Below are 14,816 nucleotides of genomic sequence, written 5' to 3' on the forward strand. Positions count from 1 at the left end.
CCGGTGCGTAGCTGCTCAGCAACTGAACAGCTGTACAACCCGGGGGCTCTGTACATAGAGTGACCCCTCGAGCCGTCAAACGCGGAGCTCGCCTAGGCGCCCGCGCGGTATGACTAAGGATGGGGAAACAGTGCTTCGAACCCGAGGTATGCGAAAGGCGTTCACCGCCGTCGCTATTGCCGCAGTAGCAGGACTGGCATTGCCGGCACAGGCAATGGCCGATCCGGCAGCACCGCCCGCACCCGAAAGTGTGCCGATCGAGTTCCTCGCATCGTTTGCGCCCGCCATCATCGGCGCCGCTGCAGGTCCGGCTGACGTCGCCGGCGGCCCGCAGCAAGCGTTGCTCGACCAAGCTCGCGCGATCCTGAACTCTCCCGGCATTCCGCCCGAGATCAAAGCCACCCTCGAGAAGGTCATCACCTTCCTCGACGGCAGCGGCGGCGGCGGACCGGAAATCCCGAACGAGAACGCCCCCGTCATCGCGCAGTTCCTCTACCCGACGCTTGGCAAGGGCTGCATCTCGGCCACCGCCGATTCGGTCGGAACCGCGCTTGCTGTTCCGGGCCCGGCTCACCTGCCCCCTCCCGGCCCCGCTGCCGGTCAGGCCGGGTTCGTCTTCACCGCTCTCGGTACGGCTCCCGCCGTCGACGACCAGCCGGTGCCGATGACCGTGACGTGGGTCAACATCGACAACCAGCGCAGCGCCACCCAGAACCTGACCAACGCGTCGCGCATCAACCCGGATGGTCCCGCCACCTTGTCGGCTATTGCCGATACGGGTCCGGGACGCGTCCTCTCGGTGATCAGCGGTTCGCTGACCACCCAGCCGGAAGGCGCAGATCGCATCACCTGCAGCTTCCTCCCGACCGTGGGTATGTTCGCGGTCGCTTGATCGAAGTCTTGTGAAAGGGACCCGCCGAATTCCGGCGGGTCCCTTTTGCATCTCCGATCACCGTGATAGACCCGATAGATGGGACATCTACGAGTGGACATCACGCATGGCCGTCCAGAGCAGACGTCAAGGCCAGACGACCAGTCGATACGGTCTCACAAGTCGAGTCGATCGATACTGTCCATCCGATCCGAGGGGTCCATTCTCTCGATCGGATCGGCGTACTCGATTCTCTCGATCGGTAGCGTCGGCTCTTTCCTTTCGATCGGGAGCATCGGGTCTACGGCATCGGTGCTGAGTTCGGGCTCGTTCGCCAGCCTCGGGTCGGCACTGTCCGGACTCTCACGCTGGTCACTGCTTTCCTGGCGGGGAAATCACACCGCCCCCGAGGAACATCCGAAACTTGTTGTCATTGCGCCGGAATCGGATTCGAGCGATCCGGACCGATCACTGCGGTCCGTCTCGCACTCTCAGACCTGATTCGGTCGCGGCCATTCGCGGCCTTCCAAGGACTCGACCGAGGTATTGAATTGCCGCAGTAGGTCACCGAGCGCGAAGCGCTGCTCCGGCGTCCACTCACGCAGCGCCTTTGCGACTCCTGCTGTCGAATGTGCGCGGTCTGCACGGAGTTTCGCCAGACCCTGCGCCGTCGGCCGAACTTTTCGAGCCAGCCCACCGTCCGGATCCTCCACCCGCTCCACCAGACCCTGCCGCCTCAGAGCGCCGATCTGCCGGTTGATGGTCGAAATGTCGAGCGAGAAAGCACAAGACAGTTCCTTGAGGCTCATGGGCTGCTGCAATTCCAGTCGTCCGAGCAACAGATACGCGGACCGGTCCAGAAGAAGTTCGGCTCTTTGAGCCAGCGCGTGGTAACGCGAGAGCAGGGTCAACTCGTACTCGATGTTCACCAGTTCGGGTTCTCGATCCATACTCATATTGTGCAGAATACACACGATGTGTAGCGTGCACATTGGGGCGAACGCACCAAATCAGAAACAATCCATGGCGGGAGCCACATGTCCGTGCACGCAGATTCGTCGAACGTCGACGAGAAATCCCCGGACAAGAAAACCACGGTCACGAACTACGCACCTTCGGGTCCCGTGCTCACAGTCCTCGGACTGTGCGGAATCGTCGTCGCACTGATGCAGACACTGGTAGTCCCGATCATCCCGCAGTTGCCTCACCTACTGAATTCCACCCCCACCGACACCTCGTGGGCGGTCACCGCAACACTCCTCGCTGCCGCGGTGATCACGCCGATCAGCGGGCGGCTCGGCGACATGTTCGGCAAGAAGCGAATGCTGCTCGTCAGCCTCGGATTGGTCGTTCTGGGCTCGGCCATCTGCGCGATCGCACCTTCACTCGTGGTGCTCATTATCGGACGTGCACTTCAAGGAGCATCTATCGGGGCGATTCCATTGGGCATAGCCATCATTCGCGATGTACTGCCGCCGAAAAAGGTAGCCGGGGCAATGGCGGTCATGAGCGCCACCCTCGGCGTCGGTGGTGCGATCGGATTGCCCATCGCCGCGGTGATCGCTCAGCATGCCAACTGGCACTTCCTCTTCGTCACTGCGGCGGCACTCGGATTGATCTGCGTCGCACTTGTTGCGTTCGTCATTCCCGAATCAACGGTACGACGCCCGGGCCGTTTCGACTTCGTCGGAGCCCTCGGCCTCACAGTCGGCCTGATCACTCTGCTGCTGCCCATCACCAAAGGCGGGACTTGGGGATGGGGCGACGCAAAAACGCTCGGGCTCTTGGGCGTATCCGCCCTCAGCTTCCTGGTTTGGGGATGGTGGGAGCTTCGACGCAACGCACCTCTAGTGGACCTCCGAGTATCGGCCCGGCCGCAGGTTCTCTTCACCAACTTCGCGTCGATCGCCGTCGGATTTGCCATGTACGGCCACTCTTTGACGCTCCCCCAACTCCTCATGGCACCGACATCCACCGGCTACGGACTCGGATTGTCCATGGTCGCAGCAGGACTCGCGCTGGCTCCCGGTGGACTCGTCATGATGGCACTCTCACCTGTGTCCGCTCGAATTTCGGCGTGGCAAGGCCCGCGAATCACGCTGATGCTTGGCGCGCTGATAATCGGATTGGGTTACACCTTTGCGTATTTCACGGTTTCGAGCGTGTGGCAGGTCTCCGCTGCCGGAATGATCATCGGCGCAGGCGTCGGACTGGCGTACTCGGCGATGCCCGCCCTCATCATGGGCGCTGTGCCCATCACGGAATCTGCGGCCGCAAATGGACTGAACTCCTTGATGCGATCGATCGGCACATCGACGTCTGCCGCGATCGTGAGCGTCGTTCTGGCCGGAATGACCATCACCGTCGGCACCGCAGTGATCCCCTCGTTCGAGGCGTTTCGTGCCACGTTCCTGATTTCCATCGCCGCCGCCGTTGTGACGATGGTGTTCGCCGGATTGATTCCCAAACAGAAAGTCACGTAAGGGAATCAACCCGGCAGAGGACTCACTTCTCCGAAGAGCCTTCGATGCTGCCAGTCTGCAACTTCGACAAAAGTGTGTAGATGAAACTGATGATGGTATCCACGCGTTGCCCTCTCACATATTGGGTCCCCGACCCGTCAACGACGGTACCGCAGAACTCGTCTGCATCGAATCGCCGACAATCAATTCTGCAACGTGTTCTAATTTGAGGCGACCACTACCCGAGGAGCCTTTCATGACCTGGACGCGTACCGAACTCGAAGACGCCTTCGCGGGGTACCAGAACACCGTTGTCGAGTGCACTCGTTCCGGCGATTGGAACGCCTTCGCGGACATGTTCACCGAGGACGTCGTCTACGTGGAACACGCTTTCGGCACCCTCAATGGCCGAGAGGCTGTACGCAAGTGGGTCACTCGCACAATGACAGAGTTCCCGGGGCACCGCATGACCGAATTCCCGGCCAACTGGTTCGTCGTCGACGAGCAGCGCGGATGGATCGTGTGCGAGATCGACAACCCGATGGAGGATCCGGGCGACGGATCCAAGCACGGAGCCGCCAACATCACGATCCTGCATTACGCCGGCAACGGATTGTGGTCTCGCGAAGAAGACGCCTACAACCCGATGAACTTCCTGTCGATGGCAAAAGCATGGTGCCTCGCCGCCGAAGCGGCGGGCACCCTCCCCGATGACGCCAAAGCCTGGCTCGCCAAATTCGGCGCTATGGTGCGATAGATCCTGTCGGCAACGAGGATCCGACGGGCTGGACCGGACCGACCGCACCGGCCAACGACCACTGGCCGTAGTCGCGAGTGAGGATCGAGTTCAGATCCACGCCCACGCCGTCGACCTTGCGCTTGTCGATCTCGAACTGGTGCAGGTTTGCCCTCGGGTGCACATATCCTGCGGGCGACCCCCAGTTGTGCTGCCAGAACCAGGTTCCGACGCCGGCGCTGATCATTGCGTCGATCACGCGAGTGTTTCCGTAGATACCGAGTGCTCCGTTGCCGACGACCGAGGCCCACCCCTCGAGGTACGGCGCGATCAGGGTGGTGATTTCGGTACTGGTCGGGTTGTCGTCGATCGACGCGTAAATCGGCCGACCGGACGGCCCACCGGCCGCAGCATGTAGTTCGAGGCCACGGGAAGCATGACGCTTGCCTGCCTCGCGAGCCCCGCGCCAGTCCGCCGTTCCGCCCTTGCCGAATTGATAGCAGGAAACGACTTGGAGTCCGGCCGCCGTCAACGCGTCGGTTTCCCGCGCCAGTACGGGCTTACCGACCATCCAATCGGCTCCCGGGCGCCTGTCCGAGACATATCGAATGGCGCCTGCATACCCGGCGGCCTTGATTGCCTGAGCGGACGGCACACCGGCGGCGTAATCGAGCAGGGTCCCTAGTGAACCGGCATTGGCCACCGACGTCGTACCGCTCAATGCAGCGAGTCCGGCAGCTGCCGATCCAGCAGCTGCGTACTTGAAGAGGTTTCTTCGCGAGACGTGCACAAAGCTCCGATCATCGGCGTGTCCCGCTGGAAGTGGCGGGCAGGCAAGCTATCTTCTTTCGCTCGCATTCCACCACAGTCACATCAACCCCGCCATGCACTTGGCCAACAATGCTCACATTGTCACCAAATTGGACGTTAGACAGATAGTCAGACAGACAACAGTGGCCCCCGAAGACATCGTCTTCGGGGGCCACTGAGTCGGCCTAGCGGCCGGAAGCTATCAGCTGAGCGAGGTGAAGAAGCTCAGAGCGCTGAAGAGATCAGACGCGTTGCTGAAGAAGTCGTTGAGGAAGGTGAAGGCATCCGAGAATTCTGCGCTGCTCATGCGATGTGCTCCTGTCGAAGATACGGTCCAGAGGATTGCCGCCACGTGAGTGGCTGCTGGCGATAAGAGTAGAGGTCTTCCGTTACTTCCGCGACACCAAATGTGTCCGGGACGTTACATTTCGACCCCTTCGGGACACGGACATACACACAGGTGACGCCCACCGGCAGTGATCAAACTGTCACCTACGGACGATTTATTGACGTATTCCGAACATCGTTCCCGATAACAGCTATCTCGCAGCTTCAAACCTGTAGGCGGACCACAAGATTGGCAAGCCTTACTTAACAGAGAGGGCGTTGCTCCCGCTAGAGCGCGTACCAGCAGATTGGCCAAATCCCCCGCGGCAATGTGGCCACGCGAGCTTAGTCCGGGCGCAAACATTCAGCCACAGTTCGAGTTAGCGAGATCTTTACGCCGAAAACGACCATCCCGACTGACCGCGGGACCGTACCTAGCGGTCATCATGGTGACGCTATTCACACCGATTTGCGGAACTCCAGGCACCGATAGCAGCCCTATCTCGACACCAATCGGACGTTCGAGGGCACAGTGGAGTTCATGAACCTCACAAAAAAGAAATCCTGGAGTGAGCTGTCACCCGCGCAGCGCCGCGTCGTCTCCCTGCTCGCAACGATTCAGTCCCTGTTGGCGATCGCAGCGTGGACCGACCTGGCGCGACGCCCTGCCGATACGGTCAACGGCAGCAAGAAGAAGTGGGCGGCGATCATCTTCGTCAACTTCTTCGGACCGCTCACCTACTTCCGCCGAGGCCGGATTCAGTCGAAGTAGTCCCAGAACTGCAGCCACTTCACGGAGGCGAAGAGCGTCAGAGTCACGACGTACACCGCAATTACCGCTGCGACACCGCGCCAGTTGGTGCGGGGAACGGCGCCGTCGACCGGGTCGAGCCAGTGGCGGAACCACCTGGTGACCGTCGGCATCAGGAACCACGTCATGGCGCCGACGCTGACTATCTGGCTCAACCACATCGACAGCCATGGAGGCGCTCCGATCCCGTCGAGCAGCGGACCGAGAAATCGCGACAGCGTCATCACTGTCGGATAGAGAACGAGCAGGATGATCATCGCCGTTTTCCAATTCGGCGTCGCACGGGTCTGCCCGTTCTCCGTGCGCAGAATCGTGCCGAACGGTGTCGACCGCGTGGTCTCGGTGAAGTCCTCGGCCAACTCGGCTCGCAATTTCGGCAGTGCCGCGGCCCTTTCGGGCGACGCCATCCACTCCGCCAATTGCTGCTCGGTCCGGAACCGAAGGACGGACTTCCACTGGGTGGAGTCGGTGACCGACCGCAACAACATCACCGACTCGTAGCCGGAGAATCGCGAACTGAGATCGATGAGATGGCGTTGCGTTCGCAGAAACTCGTTCTCCTTACCCACGACGACGACGTGGTCGTACACGCCGATACCGGGCGGCGGCAGAACTCCGTCGACGAGGACCAGATCACTCGTCTGTGCCAGAATTCCCGTTGCCGCAGCGGCTCTTTCGAGATCGCGGCGATCACTCGACTCCAGCCAACGGTGAAGATCGTCGGCACTGTCGAATGTGACAGACATGCCGTGCGACACCGGTTCCGGTTGATCACTGATGCCACAGCTCAGGTAGCCGTCGAATCGACCGGCGGTCTCGGCCGCACGCTCGACCCACGCCCGGAATCCCGAACTCGTTCGGTGATACCCGGTGATGGCGGTTGCCGACACGTCAGCCCGACACCCGGCGCCCTTGCACGTATACGTGCGCAATCGCGGGCTCGCGCATCGCCATCAGGAGGCCGAAGAGCGTCTGGTCGCGGGCGAGTATCGGATCATCCGAACGCGTTCCGTGGTTGACGAGCCCGGCGAGCGGCGGCCACCCGGAGGGATCGATCACCAGGAAGTCGGCCTCTTTGCCCTCGTCGAAGTTGCCGATCCGGTTCTCCATGTCCAGAGCGCGAGCACCGGCGAGTGTTCCGGTGAACAGCAGTTCGGCGGGGTGCATCGACACTCCGTCGTCACCGGCTTCGGAGATATGAACCTTGAAGGCGTCGCCGAGGACTCGGGTGAGCAGGCACTCGTCGCCGCCGCCGAAGTCCGATCCGATCGCGATGTTGACCCCTGACGCAACGGTTCGCTTCCACGGCATGGTGCCTGAGCCGAGAAACTGCTGGGACGTCGGGCAATGTGCGATCGAGGTTCCGGTCTCGGCCATTCGTGCGAGTTCGGAGTCCTGGCAGTGCACCGAGTGCGCGAGTATCGCGCGCGGACCCAGAAAGCTCTTTCCGCCGACCTGTGAGCCGGGGAGGAACTTGCCGTCGTACGTGTCGAGATAGGTCTCGACCTCGTACTCGGCAAGTGTGGTTGCGACCTCGCCGGTTCCGGGCCGATTGTTCTCATTGAGGTGACTGTGGAAGTAGACGCCTCGGTCACGGACCGAGTCGTACAACTCCCCCAAGTCTTTAAGCGTCCGTGTTGTCACCGCGAGGGAGAAGCGGGGAACCACTGCAACGTGAATGAGTGCGGTGTTCACGTCGCCGGTGTCGGCCGCGTGCCACTTGTCGATCTCCTCGCGGGTGAGTCTGATCGCGTCCTCTTCCGAGGTGATCAGCGCGGCAGCGGACGCCGGGCCGGTGGTCTGAATCCCGCGGCCGCTGACCACTCGAAGGCCGCGATTCAGAGTTTCACTGAACAATGCGTCCTGCGCGTGCGGGAAGGCCGATCCGAACACCATCGCGGCCGTCGTTCCCGTGGCGATTCGGCGAGCGCAGAAGGCCTCGGCAGCGTGCTGGGCGAACTCCGGATCAGCGAATCTCGATTCGGAGGGAAAGACGCACAGGTCGAGCCACTCGAGGAGTTGGCCGCCGCCGTACGCATCGCCGGCGTAGGTCTGCGGGAAATGAATGTGGGCATCGACGAATCCGGGCAGCAGGAAACCCGGTCGATGATCGTGAGTTTCGCCGCCCGCGAGGTCTCCGGGGAGCGATTCGAATTCTCCGCAGTAGACGATCGTTCCGGCATCGTCGATCGCCAAGACGCCGTCGGGGATCGAGACGAGCGACTGCGCCGCATCCTCAACCGTCGGACGACCTGAAATGTGGAAAACATGGCCTCGATGAAGGTGCGTCACTTACTGAGCAAAGCACAAAACTACCCGGCGCCGCGCGGCGAATGCTGTCCTTTTTGTCAGATATTGGGATCACGCAAGAGTTGCATGCCAAACAAGAGCAGCAGCCAGTGCACCTGCACCATTCAACGACCAATGCAGAGCAATCGGCGCAATCAGGCTGCCGCTGCGATGACGAAGCCAGGTGAATACGAGACCGGCCGCAGCGGTGGCGAGAACGGCTCCGAGGATGCCGGCGACCTGGCCGACCACTCCGGTACCGAGAAAGCCGGACAGCCCTTCGTTACCGCTGGTCAAACCCATCGACGACGCGATGTGCCACAGTCCGAACATCAGAGAACCGGCAGCGGCGACGCCGCGGAATCCACTGACCCGGTTCAACGTGCCGTGCAGGACGCCACGGAAAGCCAACTCTTCGGGAATGACGGTCTGCAGCGGGATCACGATCATCGACGCGATGATCGCGCCGGAAATAGTGGCGTAGCGATCCGCCATGAAGAAAGCACGTGTGAGCGGAAGCAGAGCGCCGACGGCGACAACGGTCAGTACCAGGCCGACGGCAGCAAGCGCGTACTTCGAACCTCGCCGCAGGTCACGAGGGGACAGCCCCAATTCCGCCCAACCCATTCCCCGGCGCTTGGTGAGCGCCAACAGGACGAGAGCAGAGATGGGTACCGTCGCGATGCTTGCCCAGGCGGTGGTGAAATGCGCGATCAGATTGGTTCCCACCAGCACCACGATCACAACAGCGATATCCACGTATGCATGCATCCGCGGAAAACGAGGAGCGGTCGCTTCGATCTCCACTGGAGCGATCTCCACTGGGCCGCCGCTCGTTAGCTGAAAGTTCACTTTTTCCAGTGTACTGACGCACGAGAACTGCCCGCCACTGTTTGCGAACACGCTCACAGTGACGGGCAGGTCCCGAAACACCTCTGATCAGGCGCCGAGCGTGCTCGCAAACTTCGGAACGGCGTTGTCGATTGCGTAGGTCAACCCCGGTACCGAGCCACTCGAGAACGCATTGACGAGTGCCGGGTCATCGAGGATCAACAGATGTCCCTCCTGGGCCGACGGGATTGCGCGCAGCAGCGGATCGTTCGCAAACGCACTGCTGTCGAGGAAGATCGGAAACAGAACCGTGAGATCCGCGTCGAACAAGTTCAGGTTCTCGTTGGCGACCGGGATGTAGAAGTTTCCGGTGGCTTTTTCGGTGATCGCCGTCGGGATCGTGAAGCCGAGGCGCGTCATGAAGTCTGCGCGTGCGTCGCCGGGTACGTACGCGCCGTAACCATCGGAACTGTAGGCGCCGACGGCCGCTGTCTTACCCGCAAAGCTCGGATTGGCGGCAATTGCAGCGTCGAACTTGGCGTCGAGGCCGGACAGTAGCGCCTTTCCTTCTGCTTCCTTGCCGAGAGCCTTCGCGACGAGTTCGGTCTGCTGCTCGACCGTCGTCCCGTACGCAGTGGCCAGACCCGGGGGCGGCCCGACCGTCGGCGCGATGGCGCTGAGCTTGTCGTAGGTGGCCTGGGTGTTGTCGCTTCTCGTCCACAAAATCAGGTCCGGGTCGAGAGCAATGACGTCCTCGATGCTCAGGTCCATGGTTCCGAGGATCTTCGGGTCTGTGGTGAACTCGTCCGCAATCCAGGGTCCGACGCCCTTGCCACCGAACGCCATCCAGTCCGCGACACCGACTGGCTGTGTTCCGAGGGCAAGTGCCGTCTCGGCGTCCGACCAACCGAGCGCGACGACGCGCTGCGGGTTGGCCGGGACCTCGACGTCGCCGAACATGGTCGAGACGGTTGCTCCCGCCTCCGCGGGTGCGTCAGCGCTGTCACTGCTGCAGCCGGCAAGCCCGGCGACGGCGAGCGAGGCCGCCAAGGCCGTGACTGCAATCTTCATTCGAGAGACTTTGATTCGCATGGTTACCAGCACTCCTCCAACGCTCCAGCGAGAATTAGGGAAGGCTAGCATCAGCTAACGAAGACTGTCGCCCATCGGCCAGATCGTGTTCAGGATGCGCCTGCGGCCCGTTCGAGCTCCGCGATGTCGATCTTCTTCATCTTCATCATCGCGTCCGTGGCGCGTTGTGCCTTGGCCCGATCCGGATCCTTCATCAGTTCGAGAAGACGATTCGGGACTACCTGCCAGGACAATCCGAACTTGTCCTTGGCCCATCCACACGGGCCCTCTTCCCCACCTTCGGTCAGCCTGGACCAGTAGTGATCGACCTCAGCCTGATCGACGCACGGAATCTCGAACGACACTGCTTCCGAGAACGTGAACATCGGTCCGCCGTTCAATCCGGTGAATCGCTGACCACCGAGCTCGAAGCTGACGGTCATCACCGATCCCGCCGGCATTCCGGAAGGCGATCCCTCGACGTATCTTTCGATTCCCAGGATCTGCCCGGAACCGAACACCGAGATGTAGAAGTTCGCTGCTTCTTCTGCTTGGTTGTCGAACCACAAACAGGGAGTGATGGAAGGCATGTTCTGTCCTTGTCGATGAGGTTACGAATCAGGTGTACAGGGTTATAGACCCGGCCCGAAGCGGAAACTCATCGCAAGGAATTACTCAAGCCGACAACGCAGAGTCGAGCATCGGCCAGGAGCGAACGAGTTCGTCGCGCCAGTACGGCCAACCGTGCGTCCCCACCGGTTGAGCGCTGCGGGTGACATCGACTCCGCGATCGCGCAACACCTGCGTGATCTGGTCGGTGCACAGGTTCGATCCCAGTTCCATGACCCCGCCAACGACCAGTACCCGGCCCAGGGCAGGAGTATCGAGAGTTTCGTGCGGGCCTGGTAGTCCCGATCCCGAGGCGAGATACACCTTGGTGCCGCGCAGCTTGTCGGCATTGGCGAAAATGTCGTGCTCTTGCCAAGCCTCACTGCCGGCCGGACCCCACATCTGCTCCGAACGGGCATTTCCGTTGACGACCACAAGATCGGTCAACGCCTTGCCGAATCCTCCGACGGTTGTGTAGCAGCCACTGTAGCCCGCGACCGCGTCGTACAACCCGGCCGAGCGTTGGGCCAGGATCAGCGCGGCCTCTGCGCCCATCGAGATCCCGCCGATTGCGTTGTGCCCGTTGGTTGCGAACCTCGTGTCGATCAGTGAGGGAAGCTCTTTCGTCAGGAACGTCTCCCATTTCAGACGACCGAATTTCGGGTGGTCTTCCTGCCAATCGGTGTACATGGTGCCGGTTCCACCGATGGGGAGTACGACGTTCACGTTTTTGTCGGCAAAGAACGGGACGATATCGCCGTTAGCCGGAGCCAGCCAGTTGTTCTCTTCGATCTGCCCGGAATTGCCGTCCAGGAGATACAGCGTCCCGCGCGGTTCCGAGCGGTCGGCAGGAAGCAGTACTTTCACCTGCATGGTGCGCCCCATGGCGGGACTCGCGACGTCGAGAAGAACCAAGCGCGAAGACAGTTCGGTGACACTCGTTATCTTCGGGGTCTCGTCGGCGAGCGCGGTCGAGGGCAACGCAAGTAGTGAAATCAAGGCGAGCGCGCCGACGAGAACGACGCTTCGAAGGCTTGCTCGATGGGGCCTCACACGCCGAGCGACGCGGCGATCATCGGCCACGAGTCGTGTAAGTCGTCTTCCCAGTATCCCCATGAATGCGTTCCTGCCGGCTTGAAGTTGTAGCGAATGTTGTTCATACCCAATGCGTTCGTCCTGTCCGCAAGCTGGGTGGTGCAGTAGTGAGTTGCCGCCTCGATTCCGCCACCGAGTACAAGCTGCAACGCCAAATCTCTGACGTCGTTGTCGATCCGTGGATCGGCAAGCGTGTCGTACGGACCCGGAATCCCGGTTGCGGTAGTGATGTACATCGGGATTCGAGGTAGCTTGTCCGCGTTGACAACCGGATCGTGAGCCGGCCAACCCGGGCCATCGTACGGACCCCACATGTTCTCCGCGTTGCCACCACCCACTGCGACGACGAGTTTCACGAAGTCCTGACCGATGCCTGGACTCGTCATCGCACACCCGCTGAAGGACCCGACACTGTTGTACAGCGCGGGCGCCGCCATAGCCAGATCCAGTACCGACGTGCCTGCCATCGACAAGCCGGCAAGTGCGTTCTCGCCGGTCGTCCCGAACGTCGAATCAATGACTGGCGGTAGTTCTTCCGTCAGGAACGTGGTCCACATGTTGACCCCGTTGTTGTTGCCGGATTTTGCGAGGCCGGGGTCCGGCCGCTCCCAATCGGTGTAGTAGCTGAATGCTCCACCGAGAGGGGTGACCACGTTGACGTGCTTGTCCGCGAAGAACTTCGGTGCATCGGTCCGCACCGACCACGTCGCGTCGTCTTTTCCTCCGTCCACTCCATTGAGTAGGTAGAGCGTCGGAGCGGGCGTGGAGGTATCAGCCGGCCGCAAGACCTGCAACGGAATGTCGCGCCCCATCGACGGTGAGTACACCGAGATGTCGACCAGCCTGCTGTCCACCGACTGAGCGTGACCCGGTGCCGTGAGGAGCTGGAGCCCACATACTGCCGTGGCCAACGCCACGAAGACGCGGAAAACCGTTCGCAAAGCACGAGTCTCGATCATCCGGGTCACTCTCTTCGGCAGCGGAACCTTTCGAACGGTACCGGCTGAAAGAGGCAAACCCGACGTGATCGGAAAAACTCGATCCGGTCGACCTAGTTCCGATCGACACGGAAAGGCTCACGCACCGAGTGCGTGAGCCTTTCTCGTCAGACGACGCTTACTTGGGCGTAACCGTGCCGCCACTGAGCTCGGTCAGCGAATTGAAGAATGCGGTGCCGACGTTGTTGACAGCCGTGATGACGTTCCCCACGATTTCGAAGGATCCCATGAAAACTCCTACAGTTGTTTAGGTCTCGGTCACCCGAGCGGAAGTTGTGTGGTCGAACGATCCGATTCCAGCGAGCAGGATCAGAGGAGGGGCTTGAGGCTGCCCGTGTTCGTCTGAACCGAACCGATGAAGGTTTCGAACAACTGGTCGCCGGCACCGACCGAGCCGAGGCCCTTGAGTGCAAGTTCGACGATCGACATCAGTGAACCCATGTGAATCTCCTAGAGAAGTCAGAGGTCAGCTACCCAAAGCACCCGACAGTGCTGTGACAGCTGCGTCACATCTGTAATGTATCCGTGACGTGGGTAACAGTAATCATACGAACGACCAGTTGGCAAAGGATTCCGACAATGGGGTCATTATTTCGACTAATAAGGTCTGCTACTGAAAAAATTCCGGCCAATCGGTCGAATTTCACCGATTCTGTCGTCTCATTGATCAACTGTCCCAAATCCTGCGGTTACCCACCAGTAAACTGAAATCATGTCTAGCGCAACCTCACTCACGCAGGTGGCTAATTTCCGGTGGCACCGCCATCAACTCGACCGAGCGGCTGCCGGTGACGCCGATCACAGCGATTGCAGCATTCTCGATCTCGGGATTCAGAACACCGGACCTGACGGAGCCGCCTGGGCCCTGCGGATCCGCGGCGTCCGCGGCGACGTCACTGAGCTCGCTCTCGCCTGGACGTTGCGCGGCGCTCCCCACTATTACCGTCGGGGCGACCTGCCTGCCATCGCCGTCGCCACGTCGCCGTTCAGCGAGGCTGATGCAGCCAAGCGCATTTACGACGCGAATCGGCCCCTGAAGGCCGCCGGCATCCCGACGCTGAGTGCCCTGCAAACAGTTGCTACTGCGATGCGGGACATCGTCTCGAAACCAACCGTCAAGGGCGAGATGTCCGCGCAATTGACCACGCGGGTCACCGAGCCCTTTCTGAGATTCTGCCGCCCGTGCAACGCCACTCATCTGTACGAGATGCCGTTCCGGCTCGCGGCACTTCAGGCAGGCCTCGAGCTACAGCCGGGCACATCTCCCCCAGTGCTCGAACGCATTCCGGGTTGGCGCCGACGCCCGTACACAGCCTCAGGTTCAGACGCCGATCCCCGCTTCGACGTGATTCGCGGGTATCTGCGCTTCTACAGCCCCGCCACTCCTGCTCACGTCGCGTCGTTTCTCGATGCCCCGGTCAAGGACGTCAAAGCCCACTGGCCCGTCGATACCGAGGAGATCGAGGTGAACGGCGAGAAGCGGTGGATTCTCGAACAAGACCGCGAAGACCTGCTCGGCTCCCCCTCCGATTCGAGTACGCGCTTGCTCGGGCCTTTCGATCCGTATGTACAGCTCAAGGATCGGGAGACCCTGGTGCCCGATCCGGCCGCCCAGAAGACGGTGTGGCCGACCCTCGGGCGACCGGGCACGGTGGCGGTCGGCGGCACGATCACCGGACTGTGGCGACCGCGGGCGTCCGGAAAGAAGCTGAAGGTCGCGATCACCCCGTGGGGAACGTGGTCACGATCGGCCCGTGCAGCAGTGGCCGAGCAGGCCGAAATACTTGCCGAATTTCGCGGCGTCGAGCTCTCCGAACTGGTCGAAGTATCTTGATCGAGCCAGTGGCATCCGGATAATTCCAGCTCACACCCGCCCCGATTCGGAGAAGGAAACCCCCAACGATAA

At 61.3% G+C, this 14,816-nt stretch carries 16 protein-coding genes; 6 read left to right on the top strand and 10 right to left on the bottom strand.

Annotated features, from left to right (window positions below):
* Positions 1–148: 148 nt before the first annotated feature.
* On the top strand, positions 149–892 hold the full coding sequence (locus RE4_RS24210) for an Rv1157c family protein (RefSeq protein WP_029255827.1): 744 nt from the start codon (positions 149–151) through the stop codon (positions 890–892).
* A 78-nt stretch (positions 893–970) separates the two neighbouring features.
* On the top strand, positions 971–1,372 hold the full coding sequence (locus tag RE4_RS31680; protein ID WP_232253247.1) for a hypothetical protein: 402 nt from the start codon (positions 971–973) through the stop codon (positions 1,370–1,372).
* Here RE4_RS31680 and RE4_RS24220 read toward each other — a convergent pair.
* Entirely contained in the window at positions 1,363–1,821 is a 459-nt protein-coding gene (locus RE4_RS24220) for a MarR family winged helix-turn-helix transcriptional regulator (RefSeq protein ID WP_078377383.1), read from the bottom strand. The two genes, RE4_RS31680 and RE4_RS24220, sit on opposite strands and share 10 nt — an antisense overlap.
* A gap of 87 nt (positions 1,822–1,908) precedes the next feature.
* Here RE4_RS24220 and RE4_RS24225 point away from each other — a divergent pair, with 87 nt between their 5' ends.
* Positions 1,909–3,354 (top strand): MFS transporter, encoded by a 1,446-nt coding sequence (locus tag RE4_RS24225; RefSeq protein WP_060939502.1) that lies wholly within the window; start codon positions 1,909–1,911, stop codon positions 3,352–3,354.
* Positions 3,355–3,589: 235 nt separating this feature from the next.
* Entirely contained in the window at positions 3,590–4,090 is a 501-nt protein-coding gene (locus RE4_RS24230; protein ID WP_007726289.1) for a nuclear transport factor 2 family protein, read from the top strand.
* Here the strand turns inward: RE4_RS24230 and RE4_RS24235 are convergent.
* Complete coding sequence (locus tag RE4_RS24235) at positions 4,077–4,859, bottom strand: DUF1906 domain-containing protein (protein WP_020908491.1); 783 nt, start codon at positions 4,857–4,859, stop codon at positions 4,077–4,079. The genes RE4_RS24230 and RE4_RS24235 overlap by 14 nt on opposite strands.
* Positions 4,860–5,747: 888 nt before the next feature.
* Here RE4_RS24235 and RE4_RS24240 point away from each other — a divergent pair.
* Positions 5,748–5,978: a PLD nuclease N-terminal domain-containing protein gene (locus tag RE4_RS24240; protein ID WP_031331074.1), complete on the top strand. Its 231-nt coding sequence runs from the start codon at positions 5,748–5,750 to the stop codon at positions 5,976–5,978.
* Here RE4_RS24240 and RE4_RS24245 read toward each other — a convergent pair.
* The 8 genes from RE4_RS24245 to RE4_RS31685 form a co-directional block, all read right to left on the bottom strand.
* Positions 5,966–6,907: an antibiotic biosynthesis monooxygenase gene (locus RE4_RS24245; protein WP_020970233.1), complete on the bottom strand. Its 942-nt coding sequence runs from the start codon at positions 6,905–6,907 to the stop codon at positions 5,966–5,968. The genes RE4_RS24240 and RE4_RS24245 overlap by 13 nt on opposite strands.
* A 1-nt stretch (position 6,908) precedes the next feature.
* Positions 6,909–8,309 (bottom strand): amidohydrolase family protein, encoded by a 1,401-nt coding sequence (locus RE4_RS24250; RefSeq protein WP_020970234.1) that lies wholly within the window; start codon positions 8,307–8,309, stop codon positions 6,909–6,911.
* Positions 8,310–8,378: 69 nt separating this feature from the next.
* Complete coding sequence (locus tag RE4_RS24255) at positions 8,379–9,077, bottom strand: CPBP family intramembrane glutamic endopeptidase (protein WP_060939530.1); 699 nt, start codon at positions 9,075–9,077, stop codon at positions 8,379–8,381.
* Positions 9,078–9,245: 168 nt separating this feature from the next.
* Complete coding sequence (locus RE4_RS24260) at positions 9,246–10,208, bottom strand: ABC transporter substrate-binding protein (RefSeq protein ID WP_223257893.1); 963 nt, start codon at positions 10,206–10,208, stop codon at positions 9,246–9,248.
* Positions 10,209–10,318: 110 nt separating this feature from the next.
* Positions 10,319–10,798, bottom strand: a complete 480-nt coding sequence (locus RE4_RS24265; RefSeq protein ID WP_042952467.1) for a VOC family protein — start codon at positions 10,796–10,798, stop codon at positions 10,319–10,321.
* 85 nt (positions 10,799–10,883) lie between these two features.
* Complete coding sequence (locus RE4_RS24270; protein ID WP_238077106.1) at positions 10,884–11,870, bottom strand: alpha/beta hydrolase; 987 nt, start codon at positions 11,868–11,870, stop codon at positions 10,884–10,886.
* Positions 11,867–12,871 (bottom strand): alpha/beta hydrolase, encoded by a 1,005-nt coding sequence (locus RE4_RS24275; RefSeq protein WP_060939504.1) that lies wholly within the window; start codon positions 12,869–12,871, stop codon positions 11,867–11,869. Before RE4_RS24275 ends, RE4_RS24270 begins: the two co-directional genes overlap by 4 nt.
* 348 nt (positions 12,872–13,219) lie before the next feature.
* Positions 13,220–13,351 (bottom strand): hypothetical protein, encoded by a 132-nt coding sequence (locus RE4_RS31685; RefSeq protein ID WP_255246888.1) that lies wholly within the window; start codon positions 13,349–13,351, stop codon positions 13,220–13,222.
* Between the two features lie 271 nt (positions 13,352–13,622).
* On the opposite strand from RE4_RS31685, the gene RE4_RS24280 reads away from it, so the two are divergent.
* A complete protein-coding gene (locus RE4_RS24280; protein WP_060939505.1) occupies positions 13,623–14,744 on the top strand; it encodes a winged helix DNA-binding domain-containing protein in 1,122 nt (373 codons plus the stop codon).
* Positions 14,745–14,816 lie beyond the last annotated feature (72 nt).

It is taken from the genome of Rhodococcus erythropolis NBRC 15567, assembly GCF_001552595.1.
In the GTDB taxonomy this organism is placed as follows: Bacteria; Actinomycetota; Actinomycetes; order Mycobacteriales; family Mycobacteriaceae; genus Rhodococcus_F; species Rhodococcus_F erythropolis.